This window comes from Amniculibacterium sp. G2-70 (assembly GCF_014353055.1).
GTDB lineage: Bacteria > Bacteroidota > Bacteroidia > Flavobacteriales > Weeksellaceae > Amniculibacterium > Amniculibacterium aquaticum.
Genome location: NZ_CP060698.1, coordinates 2,574,104 through 2,595,713, shown reverse-complemented (window position 1 = coordinate 2,595,713; position 21,610 = coordinate 2,574,104). Strand labels below are relative to the sequence as shown.

The window sequence follows — 21,610 nt, the reverse complement described above, 5'->3', positions numbered from 1 at the left end:
ATTATTCGCAAAAAGCCTTTTTCTTTTACAAATTTTTGTATTTTAGCAAAAGAAAATGGCTTTTTGCTTAGTGTAGAGATTGTATAAGTACTTGATAATCAAAGTCCGCACTTCACAAAGCCGCAAACCGTTGGCAGAAATGGTCTGAAAACGGGAATCCAAAGTAGTCAACAATTAAATAAAATTCTAACTTAAAAAAATTGTTGATTATGATGAAAAACAAAAAACTGAAAATTTTCGTTTATCTATCCGTTCTTTTAGGCTTTTTAGTCTCGTGCCGAACGGATTTCGTAAACGAACAAATTGTGAAGAAAAACAACACTTCTTCTCTTACTACTAAAAGAATTTCTTTAAAAGAAAGCCCTCACCGACAGAGATTAACCCCATTACTTTCTGAACTTAATAAAAATCTGAACAATGGATACAACTCTCAAAAAAGTGTTAATTTTGGAGATAGCATAATTGTTGATACAGATGATATTATCATGATGGAAAACGGAACTAATTTTCATACTTATACCTTTAAGGTAAAAAGAACAAATGCCAAACCAAATGATCCAGTGGAAAACATTGTACTGTCGCCACTTTCTGATGGTAAATATCTTGAATTATATGTAGTATATAATCTTTCAGAGAATGAGAAAAAGAAAATATTAGAAGGAAAGTTTGTAGATACTAAAAATAAGAAGCAAATAACGAAAATTATCAATGGAAATTTTTCAAATGCTCTTTTATCAAAATCTGGAATGTTGGATTGTGGTTGGGTTGATACAGGAGCTTTTGTAACTGAATGTAGCGATGGTGTACATGGTATGTGGAACCAAGACAAATGGAATGAATGTGTTGCTGATAGTAAGCCAGGTTGGCATTGGACAATGACATATCATTGTGATTATATTCAGGATGTAAATGAAAATAATGGACATAATGGTATAGGAAATAATGGAAACACAGGTGGAGGTGCTTTTCCTTGTCCTGATTGCCCTGCTCCAGAACCTTGTGTGCAAGTACCAACATCGCCAACACCATCAACAGCAATTACAGATGAAAACGGTTGTTTTGTAGGCTTACCAACAACACCGAATATAGATTTAATAGGTAATGATGAATGTTCTAAAGCAAAAAATGGTATCAATAAAGCAAATAATATATTGAAAGACCAAAAGGTCAAAACCAATATGACAAATGAACTATCTAACAAAATAGCAGAACCAAATGAATGGGCTATTGGTATAGGACAGAATACTGACGGCTCATATAATGTTACATCTCCAAAAGAAGGAAATGTATCCAACGGAACTGTTCCAACTCCTATTGGTGATTATACAGCCGACGGGCACTCACATAGTAATAATTATTATGGATCGCCATCTGCTGAAGATTTCTATTCATTTTTAGAAAATTTAATTAATTATCCAAAATTCAATACAAGATTTGTCTTTGGAACCTCTCCTCTAGGTTCGTTAGAAATTTATGCATTGGTAATAACAGACAAAGCATTAGCAATTGACTTTCTATCTAAATATCCTAAAACCAAAAACATAGATTCTGTTAAACATTCTTTTCTTGAACAAAGTGAAGTTGGATTAGATTATTATAAAGCGTATGACTTTGCTACAAGTGGCATTGTTGATAACAGTACCTCTACTGAATATGACCCGAAAGCTTTAGCTATGGCATATATTTTGGAAAAACTTGATACAGGCATCTCTTTGGCTAAAATGGATAATTCGGGCAATTTAAAGAAACTTAATGTAACCATTGAGAAAATAAAAGATGCCGCAGGTGGCAACCAGCTAAAAACAGGTTTAAAAGTAACAAAATGTCCATAAAATTATAAAGAAATGAAAACAAAAAACATACACTTAGCACTTATATTTATCAGTTTATTTGCTTTCTCAGCTGTTAAAGCACAAACCGTAAATGACTATATTAATTTTTACAATACAATTTCACCAAAATTAAATGCTGTCGCAGCGGTAAAATCTAACTATATCCATCAAGATTTCAGCCTGTTTTTGAATAAACTGAATACTGAAAATATTATGATAAATAGGGTAAGTTATTATCCACGAAATAGTTCAACCGAAAAGATTTATACAATCAGTTTATGGTTCACTAATATAGATTTGAGAGAAGTTGCTTCTGATCAATCTTATCAGCTACCTATAGTTTGGATAACTTTTGAGAATGAAGTCCCTCAGTCCCTTGTAAATATGGTCTTGCAATACCAAGGAAAATGGAATTTACAGTTCGAGCAATTTTTCAACAATATGAAAATTGAAAAAATAAAATTCATTGGCATTAATGGTTATAACAATCCAGACAGGACACCAAAGTAACCACTTCTGCCAACAGACGGTTTTGTGAAATGCGGAGGTCAGGCTCTTGCGTTGAAAGTTTTGAGAAATTATTCGCAAAAAGCTTTTTTCTTTTACAAATTTTTGTATTTTAGCAAAAGAAAAAAGGCTTTTTGCTTGGTGTAGAGATTATATAACTACTTGATATTCAAAGTCCGCACTTCACAAAGCCGCAAACCGTTATCGGTCAGCATAATAAGAAAGGATTCATAGAAATCAATTTTGTAGGCATAATTGATTTGAAAGCAAATTTTAAGTATCCATACATTAATAATACAATATGTTAACATTAATCAGAACAAATTCAGAAAACAAAAATTTTCAAAACTTAGTATTAGAACTTGACAAAGATCTGGCAAAGAAGAATGGAGATACAAATGACTTTTTTGCACAGTATAATAAAACTGACCTTATTAAAAACGTAGTTGTTGCTTTGAATGACTATTTACCAGTTGGTTGTGGTGCAATGAAAGAATTTGACAATTCGACAATGGAAATAAAAAGAATGTATGTAACAATTGAGATGCGAGGAAAAGGTGTAGCTGTTGCAGTTTTAAATGATTTGGAAAGTTGGGCAAAGGAATTAGGTTATAAAAAATGTGTGTTAGAAACGGGCGACAAAATGCTTGAAGCAATTGGCTTATATAAAAAGAGTGGTTACAAAATCATCAAGAATTATGGACAATATGAAAATATTGAAAGTAGCATTTGTTTTGAAAAAGAGCTGTAATTGACCTTGTTAAATAGAGAAAAAACAGTCCAAAAATAATTATGAAAGAAATACATCATTTAAACTGCGTAAAAATTATTTCACCAATTAACGATAATGTTTGCGGACATTGTTTGTTAGTAAATGAAAATGGAAGGCTTATTCTTATTGACACGGGTATTGGACTATTAGATACCCTAAACCCATCTGAAAGAATTGGGCAACAATTAATTGAGCTTGTAGGTTATCGTTTTGACGAAAATCAAACTGCGGTGCGGCAAATAGAAGAATTAGGGCTAGACCCTAAAAACGTAACAGACTGTATCATCTCACATTTAGACAATGATCACATTGGTGGATTAGCAGATTTTCCCTCAGCGACGGTTCACGTTAGTGAGGAAGAATTAAACAATTTCCATTCAAACAATCCAAGATATTTGGAACTCCCTTTGGCACATATGCCAACCATTAAGACGTACCAGAAATCAGATGTCAATTGGTTCGGTTTTGAAGCAAGAAAAATTAGTGCCAACATTGAAACTGAAATTTATCTTATTCCTCTCTTTGGGCATACGCTTGGACATTGCGGTGTTGCATTAAAAACAGATAACAATTGGCTGTTTTATATAGCAGACGCATACTATATGAAAGTGGAACTTACAAATGAGAAGCACCCAGTAAATGAGTTAGCTAAAATGCGAGCGGACGACAATAATTTGAGATTAACAACACTAGGTAAAATTCGTAAACTTGCAATTGACCATCCAGAAATTGAAATTTTTGGATATCATGACATTGAAGAATTTAAACTTTATAAAAATTAACAGCACCTTTGCCAGCCCCTGAAAAATGTCGATTCAGTGATTAATTCAAGTTGTATGATTTTTTTTAAATATGTATGAGTTGCCATAAAACAGAGCGCAAAATGCTTAAGGCATGCATTAATGCAAAGGCAATATTTTGGGGTTATTTACGCTGGAAAAGCAGAAAATAAAATTGACAATCAAACAAGAATAAATATGAGCACACAAAATTTTGCTAAAGAGTGGATCAATTCCTGGAATTCACATAACCTCGAAGAAATACTATCGCACTATTCTGAGGATATTGAAATTACAACCCCTATGATTAAATTAGCCACCGGTAGTGATACGGACATTTTAAAAGGAAAGGAAAATGTGGCAAATTATTGGAAAAGAGCACTGGATAAAATACCCAGCCTTCACTTTGAGTTGTATGATGTAACCTATGGTGTTAATTCCATTGCTATATACTATAAGTCAGTAATGAATAAAAAAGCAATTGAAGTGATGTTTTTTGACCAAAATGGGAAAGTAAACAAAATGTTTGCTCATTATACAGAATAACAACTATTTCTCAACAATGTATTTGCAAATGCAAAACTTAAGAGGTTTCGTATGAACCTTTAAACGGTTAACTTTCGTTTTCCGGCTATATAGTAGTGAAATGCATCCAGCGCATATCCTAATCGTAGGGGGCAACATAAAATGAAACAATAAAGATTTAAAAAATGACAGTTGCAGACTTTCCAATTATAAGGATAGATAGACTTTTACTAAGGCAATTTGTTGATAGTGATATAGAAAATGTTTACAAAGGACTTTCAGACCCTGAAATTATTAAATATTACGGAGTTAGTTATAAAACGCTTGAAGACACCAAAGCTCAAATGCGTTTTTTTTCAGACTTAGAAAAAGAAGGGACAGGTATTTGGTGGGCAGTATGCTCATTAGACAACAAAACATTTTACGGTGCAGGCGGGCTAAACAGTTTAAGCAAAGAACACAAAAAAGCAGAAATCGGTTTTTGGCTTTTGAAAGAGTTTTGGGGACAAGGTGTAATGACAGAAGTAATGCCAGTAATTTGCAATTACGGTTTTGACAACTTAGGACTACATAGAATTGAAGGGCTTGTTGAAACAGACAATTTGAACTGTAAAAACGCAATGAAAAAACTTGACTTCAAGCACGAAGGAACAATGCGAGACTGTGAAATTAAAAACGGAAAATTTATAAGTTTGGACATTTACGCTAAACTGAGAAGCGAATGAAATCAGACGACCGAAAAGAATGCCGAACCGATAACAGGCGTTTGGCAAAAAAGCGGGTTCACTGCTTAAATGAAGCTTTGTACTTCGTATCAAGTTCAGTGCTGGCTGACAGTTTTGAGCTCCGAAATCCGCTTCTTCGCCAAGCGCCAAACCGTTAGCGGAAATTTTATGACAAACTATGAGAAATAAATGTAAACAATTTATTGATTTCCTTTTTGACAAATCTGGTATTATCTCTGCAATATTAGTTATAGCACTGTCGGTAATAGACATATCGAATGTAAATGAATGGAAAGGAGGATTTTTTGGAGCAAAAGAATTTGCATACGGAAAAATAATTTATTACATAGTTGTATTTTCTGCCTTAATTTTTGGAATTATCTCTTTAATTCATGGAACTGAGGTCAGTAAAATAGAAAAAGATAATATTTCAAAAGGCGAAAAAATAATTGACTTGGAAAATAGGTTAAATGATTTAGTTGGCGAAACAAGTGAATTATTTAATTCTTACTTAAAGCTACTTATCAAAAGCTTAGATTTTAAACACACTGAAAGGATTAGTGTTTATAAGGTTTATAATAATAGATTTAAATTAATTGGACGAACATCAATTGACCCAACATTAATGGAAATGGGAAGAAATGACTATCCAATTGATGAAGGATTTATTGGAAAGGGCTGGAAAGAAGGAGATTTCTTCTGTGATAATTTGCCAGAGATTACGCAAGGTCGAAATGGCATTAATAATTACTACAACAGAGTTAATAATATATTTCCCATTTCAAAAAATGTTGTTGAGGGAATTCGTATGAAATCTAGAAACTTTTACGTTTATAGAATAGATGGATATGATGGTAATCCAAAAGCTGTATTAGTTTTCGAAAGTTTAAATCCAACAACTTTCACAAAAGATAGCATTTTGGAAAAATTGAGCGACATTGAAGAGCCTTTAATGATGTTCATTGAGAAAAATAATGGTATTGCATTAACAGAAAACATTTTGGGAATATGAACAATTTAGAAAAACTAACAAGATATATCTTACAAAAATATCCAGACGTTTCTGAACTTTCCAAACCGAGATTAGTAAAACTAATTTATTTAATCGATTGGAGATATACAATCGAAAATGGTCACCAATACACCAATATTAAATGGGTTTACAATCACTATGGTCCGTATGTCAATGATGTAATAAATTTAATGAAATCAAAACATGAAGTTTTCAATGTTAGAAGTTTTCAGAATTCCTTGGGAGGAATTTCTGATAAATTTGAATTGATCAATAGAGATGAAATTATACTTGAAAATAATATAAAGAGAATTGCAGATCAATTTATTGATTACACATTTAAACTAAATTGGTCAGATTTCATAAATCTAGTATATTCATCATTTCCAATAAAATCAAACATTAAATATAATTATTTAGATTTAGTTGAATTGGCAAAAGAATTTAACAATAAAAACTTCCGCTAACATTGTATTGGCAAAATGCGGGGTGAAGTTTTCATATAAAATTTTGTGATATTTTCGCCGCCGCTATTTTTCCATTTCGCTAGTTTTGTGTAATTTCACTTCATGGAAAAAATATCGGCTCCGTTTGGTTTTTAATTGACTTGAAATCGCTTTTAATCCCGCACTTCGCCAATACTTTTTCCGTTAGCTGCAATTTTTCAGAAAAACTCTTCCATTCATATGAGCAATAAAGTTGATGTATTAAATACAATTGAAAAGTTTAAAAAATTATTCAATGATGAATATAATTTTTTACCTATTGTTAAAGAAAATGAAATTGACCAATTTGAAAAAAAGTTTCAAATAAAACTACCATCCGATTATAAATGGTTTATTATGACAATAGCTAATGGTATTGAAAATAAAGATATGTGGAAACGAAATATTTTAAATAAAATAGACTTTGAGAATTTTTTTTATCAAGAAAAAGAGTATAATCCATCATTACCATTCAAATTAAACACAAAAGTCAAATTTTATTCTAAAGAAGATGATGAAGGCAATGATGATTTCCCCTTTGAAGTAATTTATGATACAGAAAGAAACATTTTTAGAGAAGGCTATCTAAATGGAGAAATTACACTTGTAGGATATGGTTGTGGGACATCTGCATTTTTAGTTATCAATGGAAATGAATATGGAAATGTTTGGATTGATGATTATGCATCAAATCAAGAAGTTTACCCTGAATATGATATCGAAAATCAAAAGAAAAGATTAAATTTTTTGGAATGGATAATTTTAGAATTGGAAAGAGAGATGACATTTCATCAATAACCAATTAATAACATTAAAGAAATCTAAATTTCATAATTTAAAAAATGTACTATAAATAATCCGTTAAACAGATATTTGAGCACTTGTAAAGACTATTCAAATAAAACTGCAGCTAACATTGTATTGGCAAAATGCGGGTTTTAGGGAAGAATTGAAAAGCAGAAAAAATAATCCGCTCATGCTTTTCAATTCCACTTTTTTTCTTAATTTAGTGTACTTGAAAAAGCATTCGCTACGTTTGGTCGTTCTTGAACATTTTGTTCTTCGAAAGCCCGCACTTCGCCAATACTTTTTCGTTGTCCGTAATTCCCCTACTCGAAAACGAAGTTGTTTTTAGGTGCTAACGAGAGAAATTTCTACTATTTTTGATAATCAAATAGTTGAAAAATTGAAAATCATAACCATCTGATTATCAACATTAAAAATTAACGTTAGTCAGAATATTTAAGGAGCGTTATCAAATTGAAGATTTTGCAAATTTGAATGTTTTTTTGACCTCTACTCTGCTGATTTCTAAATTTTATGTCGAATAATTTCTGCGTGAAAATTTTAAAAATTGTGCTGAAATTCATGCTGAAAATTATCCTGTTGATTTTTGGAAATTGTGCTGAATATCATACTGAAAAATATTCCGTTTTAACAGCGCTGATTATTAAAATATCGGGCTGAGGAATCCTGAATTTGTGTGCGTGAAAAATTTAAATTAACTTGGCGAAAATTAACTATTGAAAATTCTTTGGAAATACGCTTCTTGTCTCTTTGTCGTCCTTGATTTTCAACTTCTCGAACTGAATTTAACCCAGTTAAATTCGCCCTCGAATTGAAAATACTACGGACAACAGACGGTTTTGTGAAATGCGGAGGTCAGGCTCTTGCGTTGAAATTTTTGAGAAATTATTCGCAAAAAAGCCATTTTCTTTTCCTAATTTTTGTATTTTAGCAAAAGAAAAATGGCTTTTTGCTTGGTGTTGAGATTGCATAAATACTTGATAATCAAAGTCCGCACTTCACAAAGCCGAAAACCGTTGTCCGTAATATTTGAGGAGCGTTATCAAATCGAAGATTTTGAAAATTTGATTTTTTTTTGACCTCTACCCTGCTGATTCCTGAATTTTATGCCGAATAATTTCTGCGTGAAAATTTGAAAAATTGAGCTGAAATTCATGCTGAAAATTATCCTGTTGATTTTCGAAAAATTGTGCTGAATCTCATGCTGAAAATAAATCCGTTTTGATCGTGCTGATTTTTAAAATATTGGGTTGAGGAATCCTGAATATCTGTCTGAAAAATTGAAATTAACTTGGCGAAAATTATCAGTCGGAATTTCTTTGGAAATACGCTTCTTTTCTCTTTGTCGTCCTTGATTTTCAACTTCTCGAACTGAATTTAACCCAGTTAAATTCGCCCTCGAATTGAAAATACTACGGACAACAGACGGTTTTGTGAAATGCGGAGGTCAGGCTCTTGCGTTGAAATTTTTGAGATATTATTCGCAAAAAGCCATTTTCTTTTCCTAATTTTTGTATTTTAGCAAAAGGAAAATGGCTTTTTGCTTGGTGTTGAGATTGCATAAATACTTGATAATCAAAGTCCGCACTTCACAAAGCCGCAAACCGTTAGCTGTAACCCGATTAGAGATTTCACAAAAAATAAAAGTAGTTTTTCATCCAGAAAATAATGTAAATTTGTATTTATGAATGAAAAAAATCTTTATATCATCGCAGGATGTAACGGAGCTGGAAAAACAACAGCTTCTTTTACTATTTTACCTGAAATTCTGGAATGTAAAGAGTTTGTAAATGCTGATGAAATTGCAAAAGGGTTATCTCCTTTTCAACCTGAAAAAGTTGCATTCGAAGCTGGAAGAATAATGTTAAATAGAATAGACGAGCTTTTCAAAAATGAAGAAAATTTTGCATTTGAGACCACTTTAGCAACAAAAACATACAAACAGAAAATCCAATTTGCAAAACAAAATGGGTACAACACTACTCTACTTTTTTTCTGGTTACAAAATTCTGAGTTAGCAAAAGAACGAGTAAAAATCAGAGTTAGTGAAGGTGGACACGATATTCCAAAAGATGTAATCGAAAGAAGATATTTAAACGGAATCAAAAATCTATTTAACATTTATTTGGAAATCGTAGATCAAGTTTTGATTTTTGACAATTCTGAAGGTAAGCATATTTTAATCGCCGAGAAAAACATCGATGAAGATATTATCATTCACAATCCATTAAAATTTAACGAATTAAAACAATATCATGACACAAGAAGCTAAAAATATAAGAAAGACTAAAATTTTGAAAGGTCTTGAAAAGGCCTATGAAAAAATGATAGAATTTAAAAAAGAGAAAAAAAGTAAAATTGTAGTCATTCGTGAGGACAAAATCGTAAAGCTAAATCCATAATTCGGGCTACAGCTAACGGGCAGTTTTGCAAGAGAGCGGAAGAAGTTCTCCGTTTGAAATATTATAGTATATTTGAAATGTAGTTCTCGCAAGGAAATTTGTGATAATAGTCCACTCCCTCGCAAAGCTGCCAAAATGTCCGTTAGGTGTAATTCTAAAAAAACGTTACGCTATAATTTCACAGAATTTTTTAACACCAAAATAATCGAACATAAAAACAGGAAAACCACTTAAAACAGAAATGGTAGAATCTTTGCCAATATATTTTACTTTTTGATGCTGAAATATTTCTCCTTGTGCAAATGTTTCTTCTGGAAAAATAAAACTATCTTTTACTATATAGTTCATTTTACTAAGATGTGCGGTCAATAATATTTTCCAAATATCAAATGTATATTTAGAAAACTGTTGATATACATTATCAGCCTGTTCTGAAACCATTTTTTTATACTTTATATTTTCTTTTGCCTCAACTTTTAAATTCTTAAAGTCTAAATCATCTGAAAAATGTTTTATACTTTCAACCATAGGATAACTAATATATAGTTTTCCTAAATCTGTTTCTTCATTAAAAATTTCAAGCATTTCAGTCAATGCATCATCAGAAGCTAAAGTTGAATGACCATCATAATCAAAAAAGAGGTATATTTCAGCAAAATCATCACGATTAAATTCTTTTAATATTTCTTTATTTTGGGGAATGTTTTTTAATAATGAAAATGTGTCTAAATCTTCATCATTAGCCAATGCTCTATGAAGCTGATATATTTCAGCACAAAATGCACAAGTAATTACTGTCTTATCCTTGAAAACATGTTTAGTAAAACTTGCTACAATTTGATCTTCTGTTTTCTCACCTTCAAATACAAACAAAATATTAGACATCGAATGAACCTGCTTTATACATTTTCTCTAAGTTATGAGCTTCTCTTAGCTCCTTTTCAGTGCTTTTAGATAAAGATTTGATATTATCCTTATTCATAACAAAATAACAGTCAGGCCTTAGCAAATCATTAGTCATTATAGAAGTATTGTGTGTTGTTAATACAAATTGAATATCAAGCTTTTTCAATTCTTCTACAATTAATCGTGATAATTCATGATGATAAAATGCATCAAACTCATCTATAAATAAAAATGTTACTTTAGATTCTTCTTTCAATCTTTGCATCCAAAAATAAAAAAGTGTCAAAGCTCTTGTCCCTTGAGATGCAATTCTAAAAAAAGAAATAGATTTCCCGTCAAAATCAAATGCAATAATATTTTTCTCAGATTCTTTTACAACTTTCAATTTACATTCAATCCCTGCTCTATTTAAAAATAATTCAAAATCCTTTACATTTCCTCTTTCAATTATATCTTCCTGTATATCTTTAGAGCCCGTTTCAATACCCATATATGAATTACCATCTAATGAGCGGAAAAACAACATCCCGTCAATAAATTTCAAAAAGCATAGAAACACATTGTTGAAATTATCATTATCATCTAATACAGAATTGTTTTTTATATATTTAAGTAATGACAAATTTAAATTCTTAATGTCTTTATTTAAACTCTCTGTTCCTTTTAAATTAATTATTGCTTTATTACTTATTTCTCTGTCAATCTCTGCTATAAGACTATCATCAATTGTTAATTTTTCATATATCAAAGTTCGATTTTCATTCTTCTTATATACATAACTAACTTTACAATTAGAAATAATAAAATCATATTTAAATGTTGCGTATTTTTCATTATTCAAAGCATTTAAATAATGTGAGTACTCCAAGTCTCCATGTTCAGAATCGGTTAAATGGTCAATTATATCAAAAACAGCTAATCCTAAATTCGACTTCCCTACTCCATTACGACCATAGACAATTGCATTTTCAACAACGCCATCTATTACACTATCTTTATTAAAATTATAACCATTTGTATCGTTTAAATCAAATACAAATTCCTCGTTAAAACTTTTAAAATTCCTTACGCTAAAGTTTGTTAACATCTTAAATGTGTGTATAAGTTTATGCAAATATATAAAACTAAATCCAGAATGCCGTAAAAAAAATACGGTAGATAAAAAAACATAAGAACTACACCTAACGGGCAGTTTTGCAAGAGAGCGGGGAAATTTCTCCGTTTGAAATATTTTAGTATATTTGAAGTGTAGTCCTCGCAAGGAAATTTGTGACAATAGTCCGCTCCCTCGCAAAGCTGCCAAAATGTTAGTGGCTATTTTATAGAGACACCCTACAATGAGACAAATACTATTAATCATACTTACTTTGACAACTATAAATTCCCTCTCACAAACGTTGGACATTACAACTCTTGACAAATCTAAAGTTGTGGTAAAACTATTAGATAGCAAATCTAAATCTGAACTTTTGACACAGTTTAATGGACGACAAGACAACACTCTGCGAAAAAAATGGACAGCAAGAACATTTTTACTTTCTGACAGCAGTATAATTGTTGAGTTTTATGACAAGAATGCTGTAATCATTGACAATCTTGAAAAATTTAAGAAGTTAGAAGAAATTAGATTTGTAAAAAATACAATATGGAACTTAAAGAAAAACATTTCTTACAAGATTGAATTGACCTTTGAAAAAGGCAATAATATTGTTCAAGTCGAAAACCCAAAGCAACTTAAAAACTTAAAAAGTGAAATGCCGGAGCATTTTGATTTTGAAGTATATCAACTAAATACTGGACAAATCTTATTTATTGACAAATCTCAAAATTTTAAAAGTGCAGCCATTTATCCAGACTTAAAAACCTTGTCTTCCGAAAATAATACGATAGCAGAACAAGTGTACGGTTCTGATGATGATGAATACTTAATGAAAAAATTAGCAAGTGGTGACCCTCTTTTAGAGTATGAACCAAGCGACCACCTTATTTATCCCAAATACGAGAAAGACCTTATAAAAAACCACAAACTCACTCTAATTGAAAGCAAAGTTTTTGTAGCGTCTGACTTTTACGGAAATTTGTACAAATCTGAAAATGGTTATTATATTTTGCTTGACGACTTCAATCAACTAAATGTAGCGAAATCAGAAAAAATAGGTATTGGGACATTAAGAGTTTACAATAATATAGATGAAGTTAGAGTTGCTCAAAAAAGATACGAGGAATTCAAAGACAAAGGAGTGACATCAGAACATTTTTATCAAAAAATATCTGACACTTATGGTCAAAACTTTCCTAAAATGGTCAATCAACTTATTGATAAATTACCAGAACTTTTAAATTTTGATAAAGAACAACTTTCCTTAGACAGTTTAGGCATTGATTTAATTGACGAAGCCCTTAAATGGAACGGAACAGACGACAAACTTTTTGACAGTTGGTTTCCTTCTGTTCTTGCTTTCTATGGACAAGCCTACATTGCTGACAAAAAAGATGGAAATTGGACAATGCTTTATGAAAAAGAAGATAAAGTTTGGATACCTGAGATAACACTAAATGATGGATTTCCGGCTTGGGATTGGAGAGATTTCTACAAAGACTTGTACGAAGGACCTATTCCTTTAAAATGGGCAGGAGATTGGGACGGAAATATGAGAAAATGGAGAAACAAGAAATAAAAACAGCCACTAACATCGGTTTGGCAATATGGCGGCTGAAGTGCTTCTATGAAACATTTGTGCAAGGTTCAACAGTAGTAATTCTGTTGAACTTTAGTGCTAAAAATTCACCACATCGCCAAGCCGTAAACCGTTGTCCGTAATATTTGAGGAGCGTTATCAAATTGAAGATTTTGCAAATTTGAAAATTTATTGACCTCTACCCTTCTGATTTCTAAATTTTATGCCGAATAATTTCTGCGTGAAAATTTTAAAAATTGAGCTGAAATTCATGCTGAAAATTATCCTATTTATTTTTGAAAATTGTACTGAATCTCATGCTGAAAATAAATCCGTTTTGACCGTGCTGATTTTTAAAATATTGGGTTGAGGAATCCTGAATATCTGTCTGAAAAATTGAAATTAACTTGGCGAAAATTATCAGTCGGAATTTCTTTGGAAATACGCTTCTTTTCTCTTTGTCGTCCTTGATTTTCAACTTCTCGAACTGAATTTAACCCAGTTAAATTCGCCCTCGAATTGAAAATACTACGGACAACAGACGGTTTTGTGAAATGCGGAGGTTAGGCTCTTGCGTTGAAAGTTTTGAGAAATTATTCACAAAAAAGCCTTTTTCTTTTACAAATTTTTGTATTTTAGCAAAAGAAAAATGGCTTTTTGCTTGGTGTAGAGATTGTATAAGTACTTGATAATCAATGTCCGCACTTCACAAAGCCGCAAACCGTTGTCCGTAATATTTGAGGAGCGTTATCAAATTGAAGATTTTACAAATTTGAAAATTTTTTGACCTCTACCCTTCTGATTCCTGAATTTTATACCGAATAATTTCTGCGTGAAAATTTGAAAAATTAAGCTGAATATCTTGCCGAAAATTATCCTGTTGATTTTCGAAAAATTGTGCTGAATATCATACTGAAAAATATTCCGTTTTAACCGTATTGATTTTTAAAATATTGGGCTGAGGAATCCTAAATTTGTCGTGAAAAATTGAACTTAACTCGGCGAAAATTATCAATCTGAAATTTTTTGGAAACACGCTTCTTTTCTCTTTGTCGTCCTTGATTTTCAACTTCTCGAACTGAATTTAACCCAGTTAAATTCGCCCTCGAATTGAAAATACTACGGACAACAGACGGTTTTGTGAAATGCGGAGGTCAGGCTCTTGCGTTGAAAATTTTGAGAAATTATTCGCAAAAAGCCATTTTCTTTTCCTAATTTTCGTATTTTAGCAAAAGGAAAATGGCTTTTTGCTAAGTGTAGAGATTGCATAAGTACTTGATAATCAAAGCCCGCACTTCACAAAGCCGCAAACCGTTGTCCGTAATATTTGAAGAGCGTTATCAAATCGAAGATTTTGCAAATTTGAACATTTATTGACCTCTACCCTGCTGATTTCTAAATTTTATGCCGAATAATTTCTGCGTGAAAATTTGAAAAATTAAGCTGAATATCTTGCTGAAAATTATCCTATTGATTTTTGGAAATTGTGCTGAATATCATACTGAAAATTATTCCGTTTTAACCGTGCTGATTTTTAAAATATTGGGCTGAGAATTCCTGAATTTGTGTGCGTGAAAAATTGAAGTGACTTGGCGAAAATTATCAGTCGGAATTTCTTTGGAAATACGCTTCTTGTCTCTTTGTCGTCCTTGATTTTCAACTTCTCGAACTGAATTTAACCCAGTTAAATTCGCCCTCGAATTGAAAATACTACGGACAACAGACGGTTTTGTGAAATGCGGAGGTCAGGCTCTTGCGTTGAAATTTTTGAGAAATTATTCGCAAAAAGCCTTTTTCTTTTCCTAATTTTTGTATTTTAGCAAAAGAAAAATGGCTTTTTGCTTGGTGTAGAGATTGCATAAGTACTTGATAATCAAAGCCCGCACTTCACAAAGCCGCGAACCGTTGTCCGTAATATTTGAAGAGCGTTATCAAATCGAAGATTTTACAAATTTGAACATTTTTTGACCTATACCCTGCTGATTTCTAAATTTTATGCCGAATAATTTCTGCCTGAAAATTCAAAAAATTGTGCTGAATATCTTGCCGAAAATTATCCTGTTGATTTTCGAAAAATTGTGCTGAATATCTTGCTGAAAATTATTCCGTTTTAACAGCGCTGATTATTAAAATATCGAGCTGAGGAATCCTGAATTTGTGCGTGAAAAATTGAAGTGACTTGGCGAAAATTATCAATCTGAAATTCTTTGGAAATACGCTTCTTTTCTCTTTGTCGTCCTTGATTTTCAACTTCTCGAACTGAATTTAACCCAGTTAAATTCGCCCTCGAATTGAAAATACTACGGACAACAGACGGTTTTGTGAAATGCGGAGGTCAGGCTCTTGCGTTGAAAATTTTTAGATATTTATTCGCAAAAGCCCTTTTCTTTTCCTAATTTTTGTATTTTAGCAAAAGAAAAATGGCTTTTTGCTTGGTGTTGAGATTGTATAAGTACTTGATAATCAAAGTCCGCACTTCACAAAGCCGCAAACCGTCCGTTATGTGAAAGCTTATTGCAACAGCCGAAAATAGCACATTTGGTTTTTCCAGCCACACAAACCAAAAGCAAAAAACCAAAAGAGCTATTTTCCCAACGCTAACAAAATGAGGAAAACCGTAATTTAAATTTAAAAATACTTCTTAACTTACCAAACGAAAACTTGATAATCAATTATACTGCAAAATGACAATAGACGAAATTTTTGACAATGAAGAAATCAGCGTTCGCTCTTATAATGTTTGTAGATATAATGGTCTTGATTCTATTAATAAACTAAAAGAATACTATCTAACAAATAGTTCATTTGAAAAGCTTCGTAATTGTGGACGTAGATCTAATGAAGAATTGATTGAGGTTTGTAAGAAATATCAAACAAAGAACGCAGATAATACAAATGAACAAACAAGGACAAATCCATTAGAAGAAATTCTTGCAAACTTAACAAGAATACAAAGAGAGGTTATTAACAGCTTCATTCTCGTGAATACAAATAGTCTTTCCGTAAGAAGTAAAAACGCAATTTCACAGTTTTTAAAATACAATTTTAGTGTTAGAAATTTTGCTGAAAAAATTCTTTTAGATAAGGATTTCAAGATTGTAGATATAGAAAATGTTGGAAGAAAATCTATTCCAGAGTTGGAAATTTATATTTCTATTGTAAATGATTTTATAATAGATGTTAAACAAGCTAATGATGAAAAACAACTGATAACTTTAAAAAATAATTTTTTAATTCAAAGGACTTTTTCTATTTCTAGAATTCCATCTGAAATTTTACAGTCTGAATCTATTTTTCAATTAACCGATTTCTTACTTAAAAACAATGCACTTTTCAATGAAAATCACAATATAATAATTCAAAAATCATTAAAAATCTATCAGAACGATAAAGAACAAACTCTTGACGAAATCGCTTCGGAGAACAATTTATCAAGAGAACATGTAAGACAAATACGAAAAGATTGCATTAATGAATTATTTGAAAAATTATCTTTTATAAAAAATTTCAATGATGACTTATTTCAAAATTATGGCATTGACTTATCCGCAAACTTAATTGAAGTAAAAGAAAATTTAGTTACCCAAATTAACTCACTAAATAAAACCAGTTTTTCTAAAGAATTTATCTCGTATATTCTTGCAGTATATTTAAGTAATGATTTTGTTATAATTGGAAACATCGAAGATGTGTTATTACCTAAGTTTTCAAGTAGCCGAAACCGACATAATTGGAACAATTTTTATATCGTAAATAGGGAATTTTCAAAAGTCGATTTTGTATCTTTTGCTAATGATGTAAATGAAAGATTAAACGAAAGAATAGAAGAAACTTATTCGTTCAATTTCAAAAGTTATTTGTCAAGGTTTATAAATGATTTCGACATAGAAATAATAGAAACAGCCTTTCCTATTGCTGAAAAAATAATGAATGATGAATTCAGTTTATATCTTGATTTAGATGATAATATCATTTTCAAAAGAAACACAATCAAACAAGCATTTGAATATTCTTATGAGGCACTTGAGATATTAGGTAAGCCTTCTAAGGTTGAAGAAATTACTAAAAAAATACTTGAGCTACACCCTAATTACGAAACAGACGAAAATAAAGTTCGTGCTTCAATGAAAAGGAATAATGGATTTGTACCAGTGGGAAGAAAAAGCGTATTTGGTTTAAAAAAATGGGAAAATGAATTAGAAGATTTCAAAGGTGGTACAATCAGAAGTATTTCAACTGAATTTCTTGAGCAATCTGATAATCCAAAACATATTTCAGAAATCACAGAATATGTATTAAAATATAGACCAAATTCCAATGAAAAAAGCATCTACTATAACCTTAGAATAGATGAATCTGAAACTTTTAGTTTCTTTAAAAATTCTTATGTTGGACTAAAGAATAAAAATTATTCTGAAGACTTTGAAATACTAAAAGACTCTGATGTTATTGAGCGAAATTCTTGGGAAGAGAGATATGAAGATTTACAAAAATTTCTTTTACTTGAAAATAGATTACCTTTTTCTAATGGAGTTCCAGAGGAAGAAATTAGACTTTATAGATGGCTTAATGTTCAAAAAAGAAAAATAAAAGATTTAGACGAACAAAAAGGTAAACTAATTATTGAAGTTTTTGAAAAGTTCCCTCCAATAAATGGGAGAAGAAGATTGAACTCAACAGAGAAATATGATGAGCTTCTTGAATTCATTACAGAGAAGCGAAGATTGCCAGGTGCAAACAAGCAAGGAGAAGAAAATCTATATCAATTCTTTTACAAACAAAGAAAATTATATGAGAATGATGAACTGGATAAGAATGAAAAATCATATTTTTCAAAAGCATGTGAAATATTGAAAAATTTAAGTTTATGAAAATAAAAGATAACAAAATACATCAAAATGAAAGACTAAAAGAGATTTGTTCTACCAAAGGAGTTGATTACAAATCTTTAGAATCTTTGTTAGATTCTGTCAAAGCAAAAAAAATAAAACGTATTAACTATCATCAGCAAAAAATTGTTGATGTAATCGAAAAAGCTATAAAATGAAATTTTCCAATATAAAAATCAACAATTTCAGACAGTATTATAAAACTGTTGATTTTGATTTATCTACTAATGACGACAAGAATATTGTAGTTATTGGTGGTAAAAACGGATATGGTAAAACCAACTTTTTACTATCAATTGTTTGGTGTTTGTATGGAGAAAAAATTTCTCAAATAGACGACAATTTCAAAAAAGAAATTCAAAAAGAGAAAAACTATTCTTCATTTATGCAACAATCAATAAACTGGTCTGCTCAAAAAGAAGGTATTGATACCTTTTCAGTAAGTATTTTGGTTGAAGAAATAGAATTACCCGAAATTTCTAAACTATCGTCAAATGCCGATAAAGTATTAATAACTCGATCAAGAAACACATCAACAACAGAAGAAAAACTGTCCATTATTGATCCAATATCAAACATAGAAATTTTTGATAATGAAGAAGACAAATTCAATTTCATAAACGATTATATTATTCCGATAGATGCTGCAAAGTTTGTATTTTTTGATGCAGAGAAAATTGCTGAAATAGCCAATCTATCAATAAAAGAAGAAGGAAGTTTTATAAATGATGCACTTGGGAAAATATTAGGGTTAGACAATTACGAAACACTAATTGATGACTTTGAGTTTTATATCAATACTTTAAAGTTGATGATATAGTTTTAGATTATTTGGCTAAGAAAGAAACTGCTGAAAACAAAACCACTGAAAACAATAGAAAAATTGGAGAAAATACTCAAAAAATAAACAAAGTAAAGAAAGATATAACCCGATTTAATCAAGAACTTGTAACTCTCAGAAGTAAAGTTGAAATCAATGCTCAAAACAAATTAAAAATCAAGGAAACTGAAAAGTATATTGACGCACTCAATACTTTTTTAGAAGAACAAAAGAGCAGACATAAAGACAGTTTAGAAAAAACAATTCTAATAGAGTTGAAAACATTGATGCACAAACTTTCAAGCGAAGAAAACAAAAGTAAGTTTATCGAAGACGTAAAAGTTACAATTTTGGCTTCTGGACAAGGAATGAAAATCACTTTACTTGACCAAGACGATAACGAAATCAGAAAGGAAAGTCTATCATCAGGAGAAAAGCAAATTTACATTTCGTGTTTAATTAAAGCTATTCTGAATGAATCCATTCAAAGTTTGCCAATTTTCATTGATACACCATTAGGAAGACTTGACGAAGAACACAGAGATAGCATTACTAAAAAATACTATCCTGCTTTATCTGAACAAGTCGTTCTTTTCTCAACGAATAGTGAGATTACACCTAAACGATTTAGAGATATTTCAGAAAATATTGCGAAGTCATACCTATTGGTAAACGATGGTGCAAATACTAATTTAAAAAACGGCTATTTCCACAATTATGAGAATAACATTAAGTAAAGAAAATGATGAAATTCTGTATAATCTAAAAAGTTTATATGGTTTCAAAAATGAGGGAATTGCTCCTCGTATTGCATTTGCATTAAGCTTGCAAACAGGCAAATATTTTGATTTAGAAAATGAAAATATTCCGAAATCTGATGGAAAAGAATTTAGGGACGATAAAGCTCTTTTTGGAACTCTCATCAATGATACATCAAATGTTGTTATTTATAAATCAATATTGGACCAACATTATAACAAAAATACTTTCGAAGATGAGTTTGTAAAACTTTTTAAACTTCATCTAAATCACGGTTTAAAGATATGGAATGAAAGTGTAGAAAATGGAGAAATTACAAAAGGGAATCATATAGATATTCTGTTGAAACCAATAAAAAAAGGATTGACTTTAAGGTCAAATACTACTCATATTTCAACTAATACTAGAAAATCAGAAGTTAAAGAGTTTCAAGAATTATTATCATTTGAAATTGGGAAATCAGAAAATGATGAACCAATTGTAATTAAAATTAATGATCTTCGAGAATTTGACAATAGAAATATTGCAATTGCAGGAATGGCTGGTTCAGGAAAAACTCAACTAATAAAAGACATTCTTTATCAGATTTCTAAAAACTCAAATAGTGAATTGAAATTTATATTTTTCGATTACAAAGGAGAAGGAAATCCAGAACAACTAAAACCATTTTTAGAAGCAACAAAAGCCGAATTTGTCGATGTTGTCAATGATGGAGGAGTCGATTTTAATCCTTTCTTATCCATAAATTTAGACGAAAGACAAAGACCTTTTAGTATTCGTGCATTTGTAGATACTATTTCTACATTCGTTCCAAGAATGGGAGTTAGTCAAGAAAATATATTGATAAGCTTAATCAATGATTTACTTGACAGCAAAAATGGTTCATATCCAACTATAACTGAATTATTTGAAGATTTAGAAAGTTACTACGAAGAAAACGGAATTAGGCAAGATACTTTGTACTCCGTAATAAGAGATTTATCTACTAACATTTTTAATTGTGATCCCAATAATCCTGATGTTTTAAGCAAAAGTCTATATTTGAATTTACCACCTGCTCTTTCCGACACATTACGTCAGTTAGTTGTATTCCTTTTGCTCAGATATTTTAATTCATATTTTAGTTCCACAAATGACTGCGAGCCGAAAGAGCATATTTTCCCTGTTAGATATGTAATCGTAATTGATGAAGCTCATATCTATCTAAAAAACAAAAATGCAAGAAAAGCACTTGAAGATTTGTTAAGACTTTTAAGGTCAAAAGGAGTTATTGTAGTGATGCTATCACAAGGCGTTGAAGATTACAAAACAAAAGATTTTGATTTTGCTTCACAAGTTAAATTACCAATTTGCTTGAATATTCAAAACAAAGATTATAAGGCAATCAGTAATTTTGTAGGAACACCAAGCAGTAAGTATAAACTTGAAACGGAAATCAAAAAATTAGATTCAGGCAAAGGATTAATAAACATCGGAGAACCTAAAATAATAGAACTTAGGCAGTGGTGGAAAACAAAAAGAGATGAAGGATTATAATAAGTTCAAGCACATTTGCATTTTTATCTAACGCTCAAAGCCAACAAAAAAATGCAAAAGAGCTTTCACAATCACGTAATGAAAAAAAGCCTTCACATAACATCGGTTTTGCAAAAGAGCGGGTTAAGTCTAAATTGGAAGTTTGTACATTTTAATCCGCAAAACCATTTTTATTT

General features: G+C 30.7%; 19 protein-coding genes. 17 read left to right on the top strand and 2 right to left on the bottom strand.

Annotated elements, in window-relative coordinates:
- Positions 1-209 precede the first annotated feature (209 nt).
- The 11 genes from H9Q20_RS12100 to H9Q20_RS12050 all read left to right on the top strand — a co-directional run bounded on the left by H9Q20_RS12100 (position 210) and on the right by H9Q20_RS12050 (position 9,846).
- A complete protein-coding gene (locus H9Q20_RS12100) occupies positions 210-1,832 on the top strand; it encodes a hypothetical protein (RefSeq protein ID WP_187477900.1) in 1,623 nt (540 codons plus the stop codon).
- 12 nt (positions 1,833-1,844) lie between these two features.
- On the top strand, positions 1,845-2,342 hold the full coding sequence (locus tag H9Q20_RS12095; protein ID WP_187477899.1) for a hypothetical protein: 498 nt from the start codon (positions 1,845-1,847) through the stop codon (positions 2,340-2,342).
- A gap of 298 nt (positions 2,343-2,640) precedes the next feature.
- Positions 2,641-3,090 carry a GNAT family N-acetyltransferase gene (locus tag H9Q20_RS12090; protein ID WP_013688430.1) on the top strand — a complete coding sequence of 150 codons (450 nt, stop codon included), beginning with the start codon at positions 2,641-2,643 and terminating at the stop codon, positions 3,088-3,090.
- A gap of 41 nt (positions 3,091-3,131) precedes the next feature.
- Entirely contained in the window at positions 3,132-3,893 is a 762-nt protein-coding gene (locus H9Q20_RS12085; RefSeq protein ID WP_013688429.1) for an MBL fold metallo-hydrolase, read from the top strand.
- 120 nt (positions 3,894-4,013) lie between these two features.
- Positions 4,014-4,436 (top strand): nuclear transport factor 2 family protein, encoded by a 423-nt coding sequence (locus H9Q20_RS12080; RefSeq protein ID WP_013688428.1) that lies wholly within the window; start codon positions 4,014-4,016, stop codon positions 4,434-4,436.
- Positions 4,437-4,600: 164 nt separating this feature from the next.
- Positions 4,601-5,140 (top strand): GNAT family N-acetyltransferase, encoded by a 540-nt coding sequence (locus H9Q20_RS12075; protein ID WP_187477898.1) that lies wholly within the window; start codon positions 4,601-4,603, stop codon positions 5,138-5,140.
- A gap of 178 nt (positions 5,141-5,318) precedes the next feature.
- Positions 5,319-6,152 (top strand): hypothetical protein, encoded by an 834-nt coding sequence (locus tag H9Q20_RS12070; RefSeq protein WP_187477897.1) that lies wholly within the window; start codon positions 5,319-5,321, stop codon positions 6,150-6,152.
- A complete protein-coding gene (locus tag H9Q20_RS12065) occupies positions 6,149-6,619 on the top strand; it encodes a Panacea domain-containing protein (RefSeq protein ID WP_187477896.1) in 471 nt (156 codons plus the stop codon). Before H9Q20_RS12070 ends, H9Q20_RS12065 begins: the two co-directional genes overlap by 4 nt.
- 219 nt (positions 6,620-6,838) lie before the next feature.
- Positions 6,839-7,435 carry an SMI1/KNR4 family protein gene (locus H9Q20_RS12060; protein WP_187477895.1) on the top strand — a complete coding sequence of 199 codons (597 nt, stop codon included), beginning with the start codon at positions 6,839-6,841 and terminating at the stop codon, positions 7,433-7,435.
- Positions 7,436-9,128: 1,693 nt separating this feature from the next.
- Positions 9,129-9,716, top strand: coding sequence for a zeta toxin family protein (locus H9Q20_RS12055; RefSeq protein ID WP_124642927.1), 588 nt, complete (start codon positions 9,129-9,131; stop codon positions 9,714-9,716).
- A complete protein-coding gene (locus H9Q20_RS12050; RefSeq protein ID WP_164472040.1) occupies positions 9,700-9,846 on the top strand; it encodes a hypothetical protein in 147 nt (48 codons plus the stop codon). Before H9Q20_RS12055 ends, H9Q20_RS12050 begins: the two co-directional genes overlap by 17 nt.
- 165 nt (positions 9,847-10,011) lie before the next feature.
- On the opposite strand, the gene H9Q20_RS12045 is transcribed toward H9Q20_RS12050, so the two are convergent.
- Positions 10,012-10,731, bottom strand: a complete 720-nt coding sequence (locus tag H9Q20_RS12045) for a hypothetical protein (RefSeq protein WP_187477894.1) — start codon at positions 10,729-10,731, stop codon at positions 10,012-10,014.
- Positions 10,724-11,839, bottom strand: a complete 1,116-nt coding sequence (locus H9Q20_RS12040; RefSeq protein WP_187477893.1) for an AAA family ATPase — start codon at positions 11,837-11,839, stop codon at positions 10,724-10,726. Before H9Q20_RS12040 ends, H9Q20_RS12045 begins: the two co-directional genes overlap by 8 nt.
- A 343-nt stretch (positions 11,840-12,182) precedes the next feature.
- On the opposite strand from H9Q20_RS12040, the gene H9Q20_RS12035 reads away from it, so the two are divergent.
- From H9Q20_RS12035 to H9Q20_RS12015, 6 genes are all read left to right on the top strand, one after another.
- Complete coding sequence (locus tag H9Q20_RS12035; RefSeq protein WP_187477892.1) at positions 12,183-13,430, top strand: hypothetical protein; 1,248 nt, start codon at positions 12,183-12,185, stop codon at positions 13,428-13,430.
- A 2,684-nt stretch (positions 13,431-16,114) separates the two neighbouring features.
- Entirely contained in the window at positions 16,115-18,301 is a 2,187-nt protein-coding gene (locus tag H9Q20_RS12030) for a helicase associated domain-containing protein (RefSeq protein WP_187477891.1), read from the top strand.
- Positions 18,298-18,477 (top strand): DNA modification system-associated small protein, encoded by a 180-nt coding sequence (locus tag H9Q20_RS12025; protein ID WP_187477890.1) that lies wholly within the window; start codon positions 18,298-18,300, stop codon positions 18,475-18,477. The genes H9Q20_RS12030 and H9Q20_RS12025 overlap by 4 nt, the downstream gene beginning before the upstream one ends.
- Entirely contained in the window at positions 18,474-19,139 is a 666-nt protein-coding gene (locus H9Q20_RS13300; RefSeq protein WP_262385544.1) for an AAA family ATPase, read from the top strand. The genes H9Q20_RS12025 and H9Q20_RS13300 overlap by 4 nt, the downstream gene beginning before the upstream one ends.
- Positions 19,140-19,150: 11 nt before the next feature.
- On the top strand, positions 19,151-19,876 hold the full coding sequence (locus H9Q20_RS13295; RefSeq protein ID WP_262385543.1) for a hypothetical protein: 726 nt from the start codon (positions 19,151-19,153) through the stop codon (positions 19,874-19,876).
- Positions 19,857-21,434, top strand: coding sequence for a DndE family protein (locus H9Q20_RS12015; protein WP_187477889.1), 1,578 nt, complete (start codon positions 19,857-19,859; stop codon positions 21,432-21,434). The genes H9Q20_RS13295 and H9Q20_RS12015 overlap by 20 nt, the downstream gene beginning before the upstream one ends.
- The last annotated feature ends 176 nt before the right edge of the window (positions 21,435-21,610 follow it).

Excerpts from the sequence above, each read along its gene's own strand:
- H9Q20_RS12100 (WP_187477900.1), top strand. The coding sequence starts at position 210 with ATGATGAAAAACAAAAAACTGAAAATTTTCGTTTATCTATCCGTTCTT.
- H9Q20_RS12095 (WP_187477899.1), top strand. The coding sequence starts at position 1,845 with ATGAAAACAAAAAACATACACTTAGCACTTATATTTATCAGTTTATTT.
- H9Q20_RS12090 (WP_013688430.1), top strand. The coding sequence starts at position 2,641 with ATGTTAACATTAATCAGAACAAATTCAGAAAACAAAAATTTTCAAAAC.
- H9Q20_RS12085 (WP_013688429.1), top strand. The coding sequence starts at position 3,132 with ATGAAAGAAATACATCATTTAAACTGCGTAAAAATTATTTCACCAATT.
- H9Q20_RS12080 (WP_013688428.1), top strand. The coding sequence starts at position 4,014 with ATGCAAAGGCAATATTTTGGGGTTATTTACGCTGGAAAAGCAGAAAAT.
- H9Q20_RS12075 (WP_187477898.1), top strand. The coding sequence starts at position 4,601 with ATGACAGTTGCAGACTTTCCAATTATAAGGATAGATAGACTTTTACTA.
- H9Q20_RS12070 (WP_187477897.1), top strand. The coding sequence starts at position 5,319 with ATGAGAAATAAATGTAAACAATTTATTGATTTCCTTTTTGACAAATCT.
- H9Q20_RS12065 (WP_187477896.1), top strand. The coding sequence starts at position 6,149 with ATGAACAATTTAGAAAAACTAACAAGATATATCTTACAAAAATATCCA.
- H9Q20_RS12060 (WP_187477895.1), top strand. The coding sequence starts at position 6,839 with ATGAGCAATAAAGTTGATGTATTAAATACAATTGAAAAGTTTAAAAAA.
- H9Q20_RS12055 (WP_124642927.1), top strand. The coding sequence starts at position 9,129 with ATGAATGAAAAAAATCTTTATATCATCGCAGGATGTAACGGAGCTGGA.
- H9Q20_RS12050 (WP_164472040.1), top strand. The coding sequence starts at position 9,700 with ATGACACAAGAAGCTAAAAATATAAGAAAGACTAAAATTTTGAAAGGT.
- H9Q20_RS12045 (WP_187477894.1), bottom strand. The coding sequence starts at position 10,731 with ATGTCTAATATTTTGTTTGTATTTGAAGGTGAGAAAACAGAAGATCAA.
- H9Q20_RS12040 (WP_187477893.1), bottom strand. The coding sequence starts at position 11,839 with ATGTTAACAAACTTTAGCGTAAGGAATTTTAAAAGTTTTAACGAGGAA.
- H9Q20_RS12030 (WP_187477891.1), top strand. The coding sequence starts at position 16,115 with ATGACAATAGACGAAATTTTTGACAATGAAGAAATCAGCGTTCGCTCT.
- H9Q20_RS12025 (WP_187477890.1), top strand. The coding sequence starts at position 18,298 with ATGAAAATAAAAGATAACAAAATACATCAAAATGAAAGACTAAAAGAG.
- H9Q20_RS13300 (WP_262385544.1), top strand. The coding sequence starts at position 18,474 with ATGAAATTTTCCAATATAAAAATCAACAATTTCAGACAGTATTATAAA.
- H9Q20_RS12015 (WP_187477889.1), top strand. The coding sequence starts at position 19,857 with ATGAGAATAACATTAAGTAAAGAAAATGATGAAATTCTGTATAATCTA.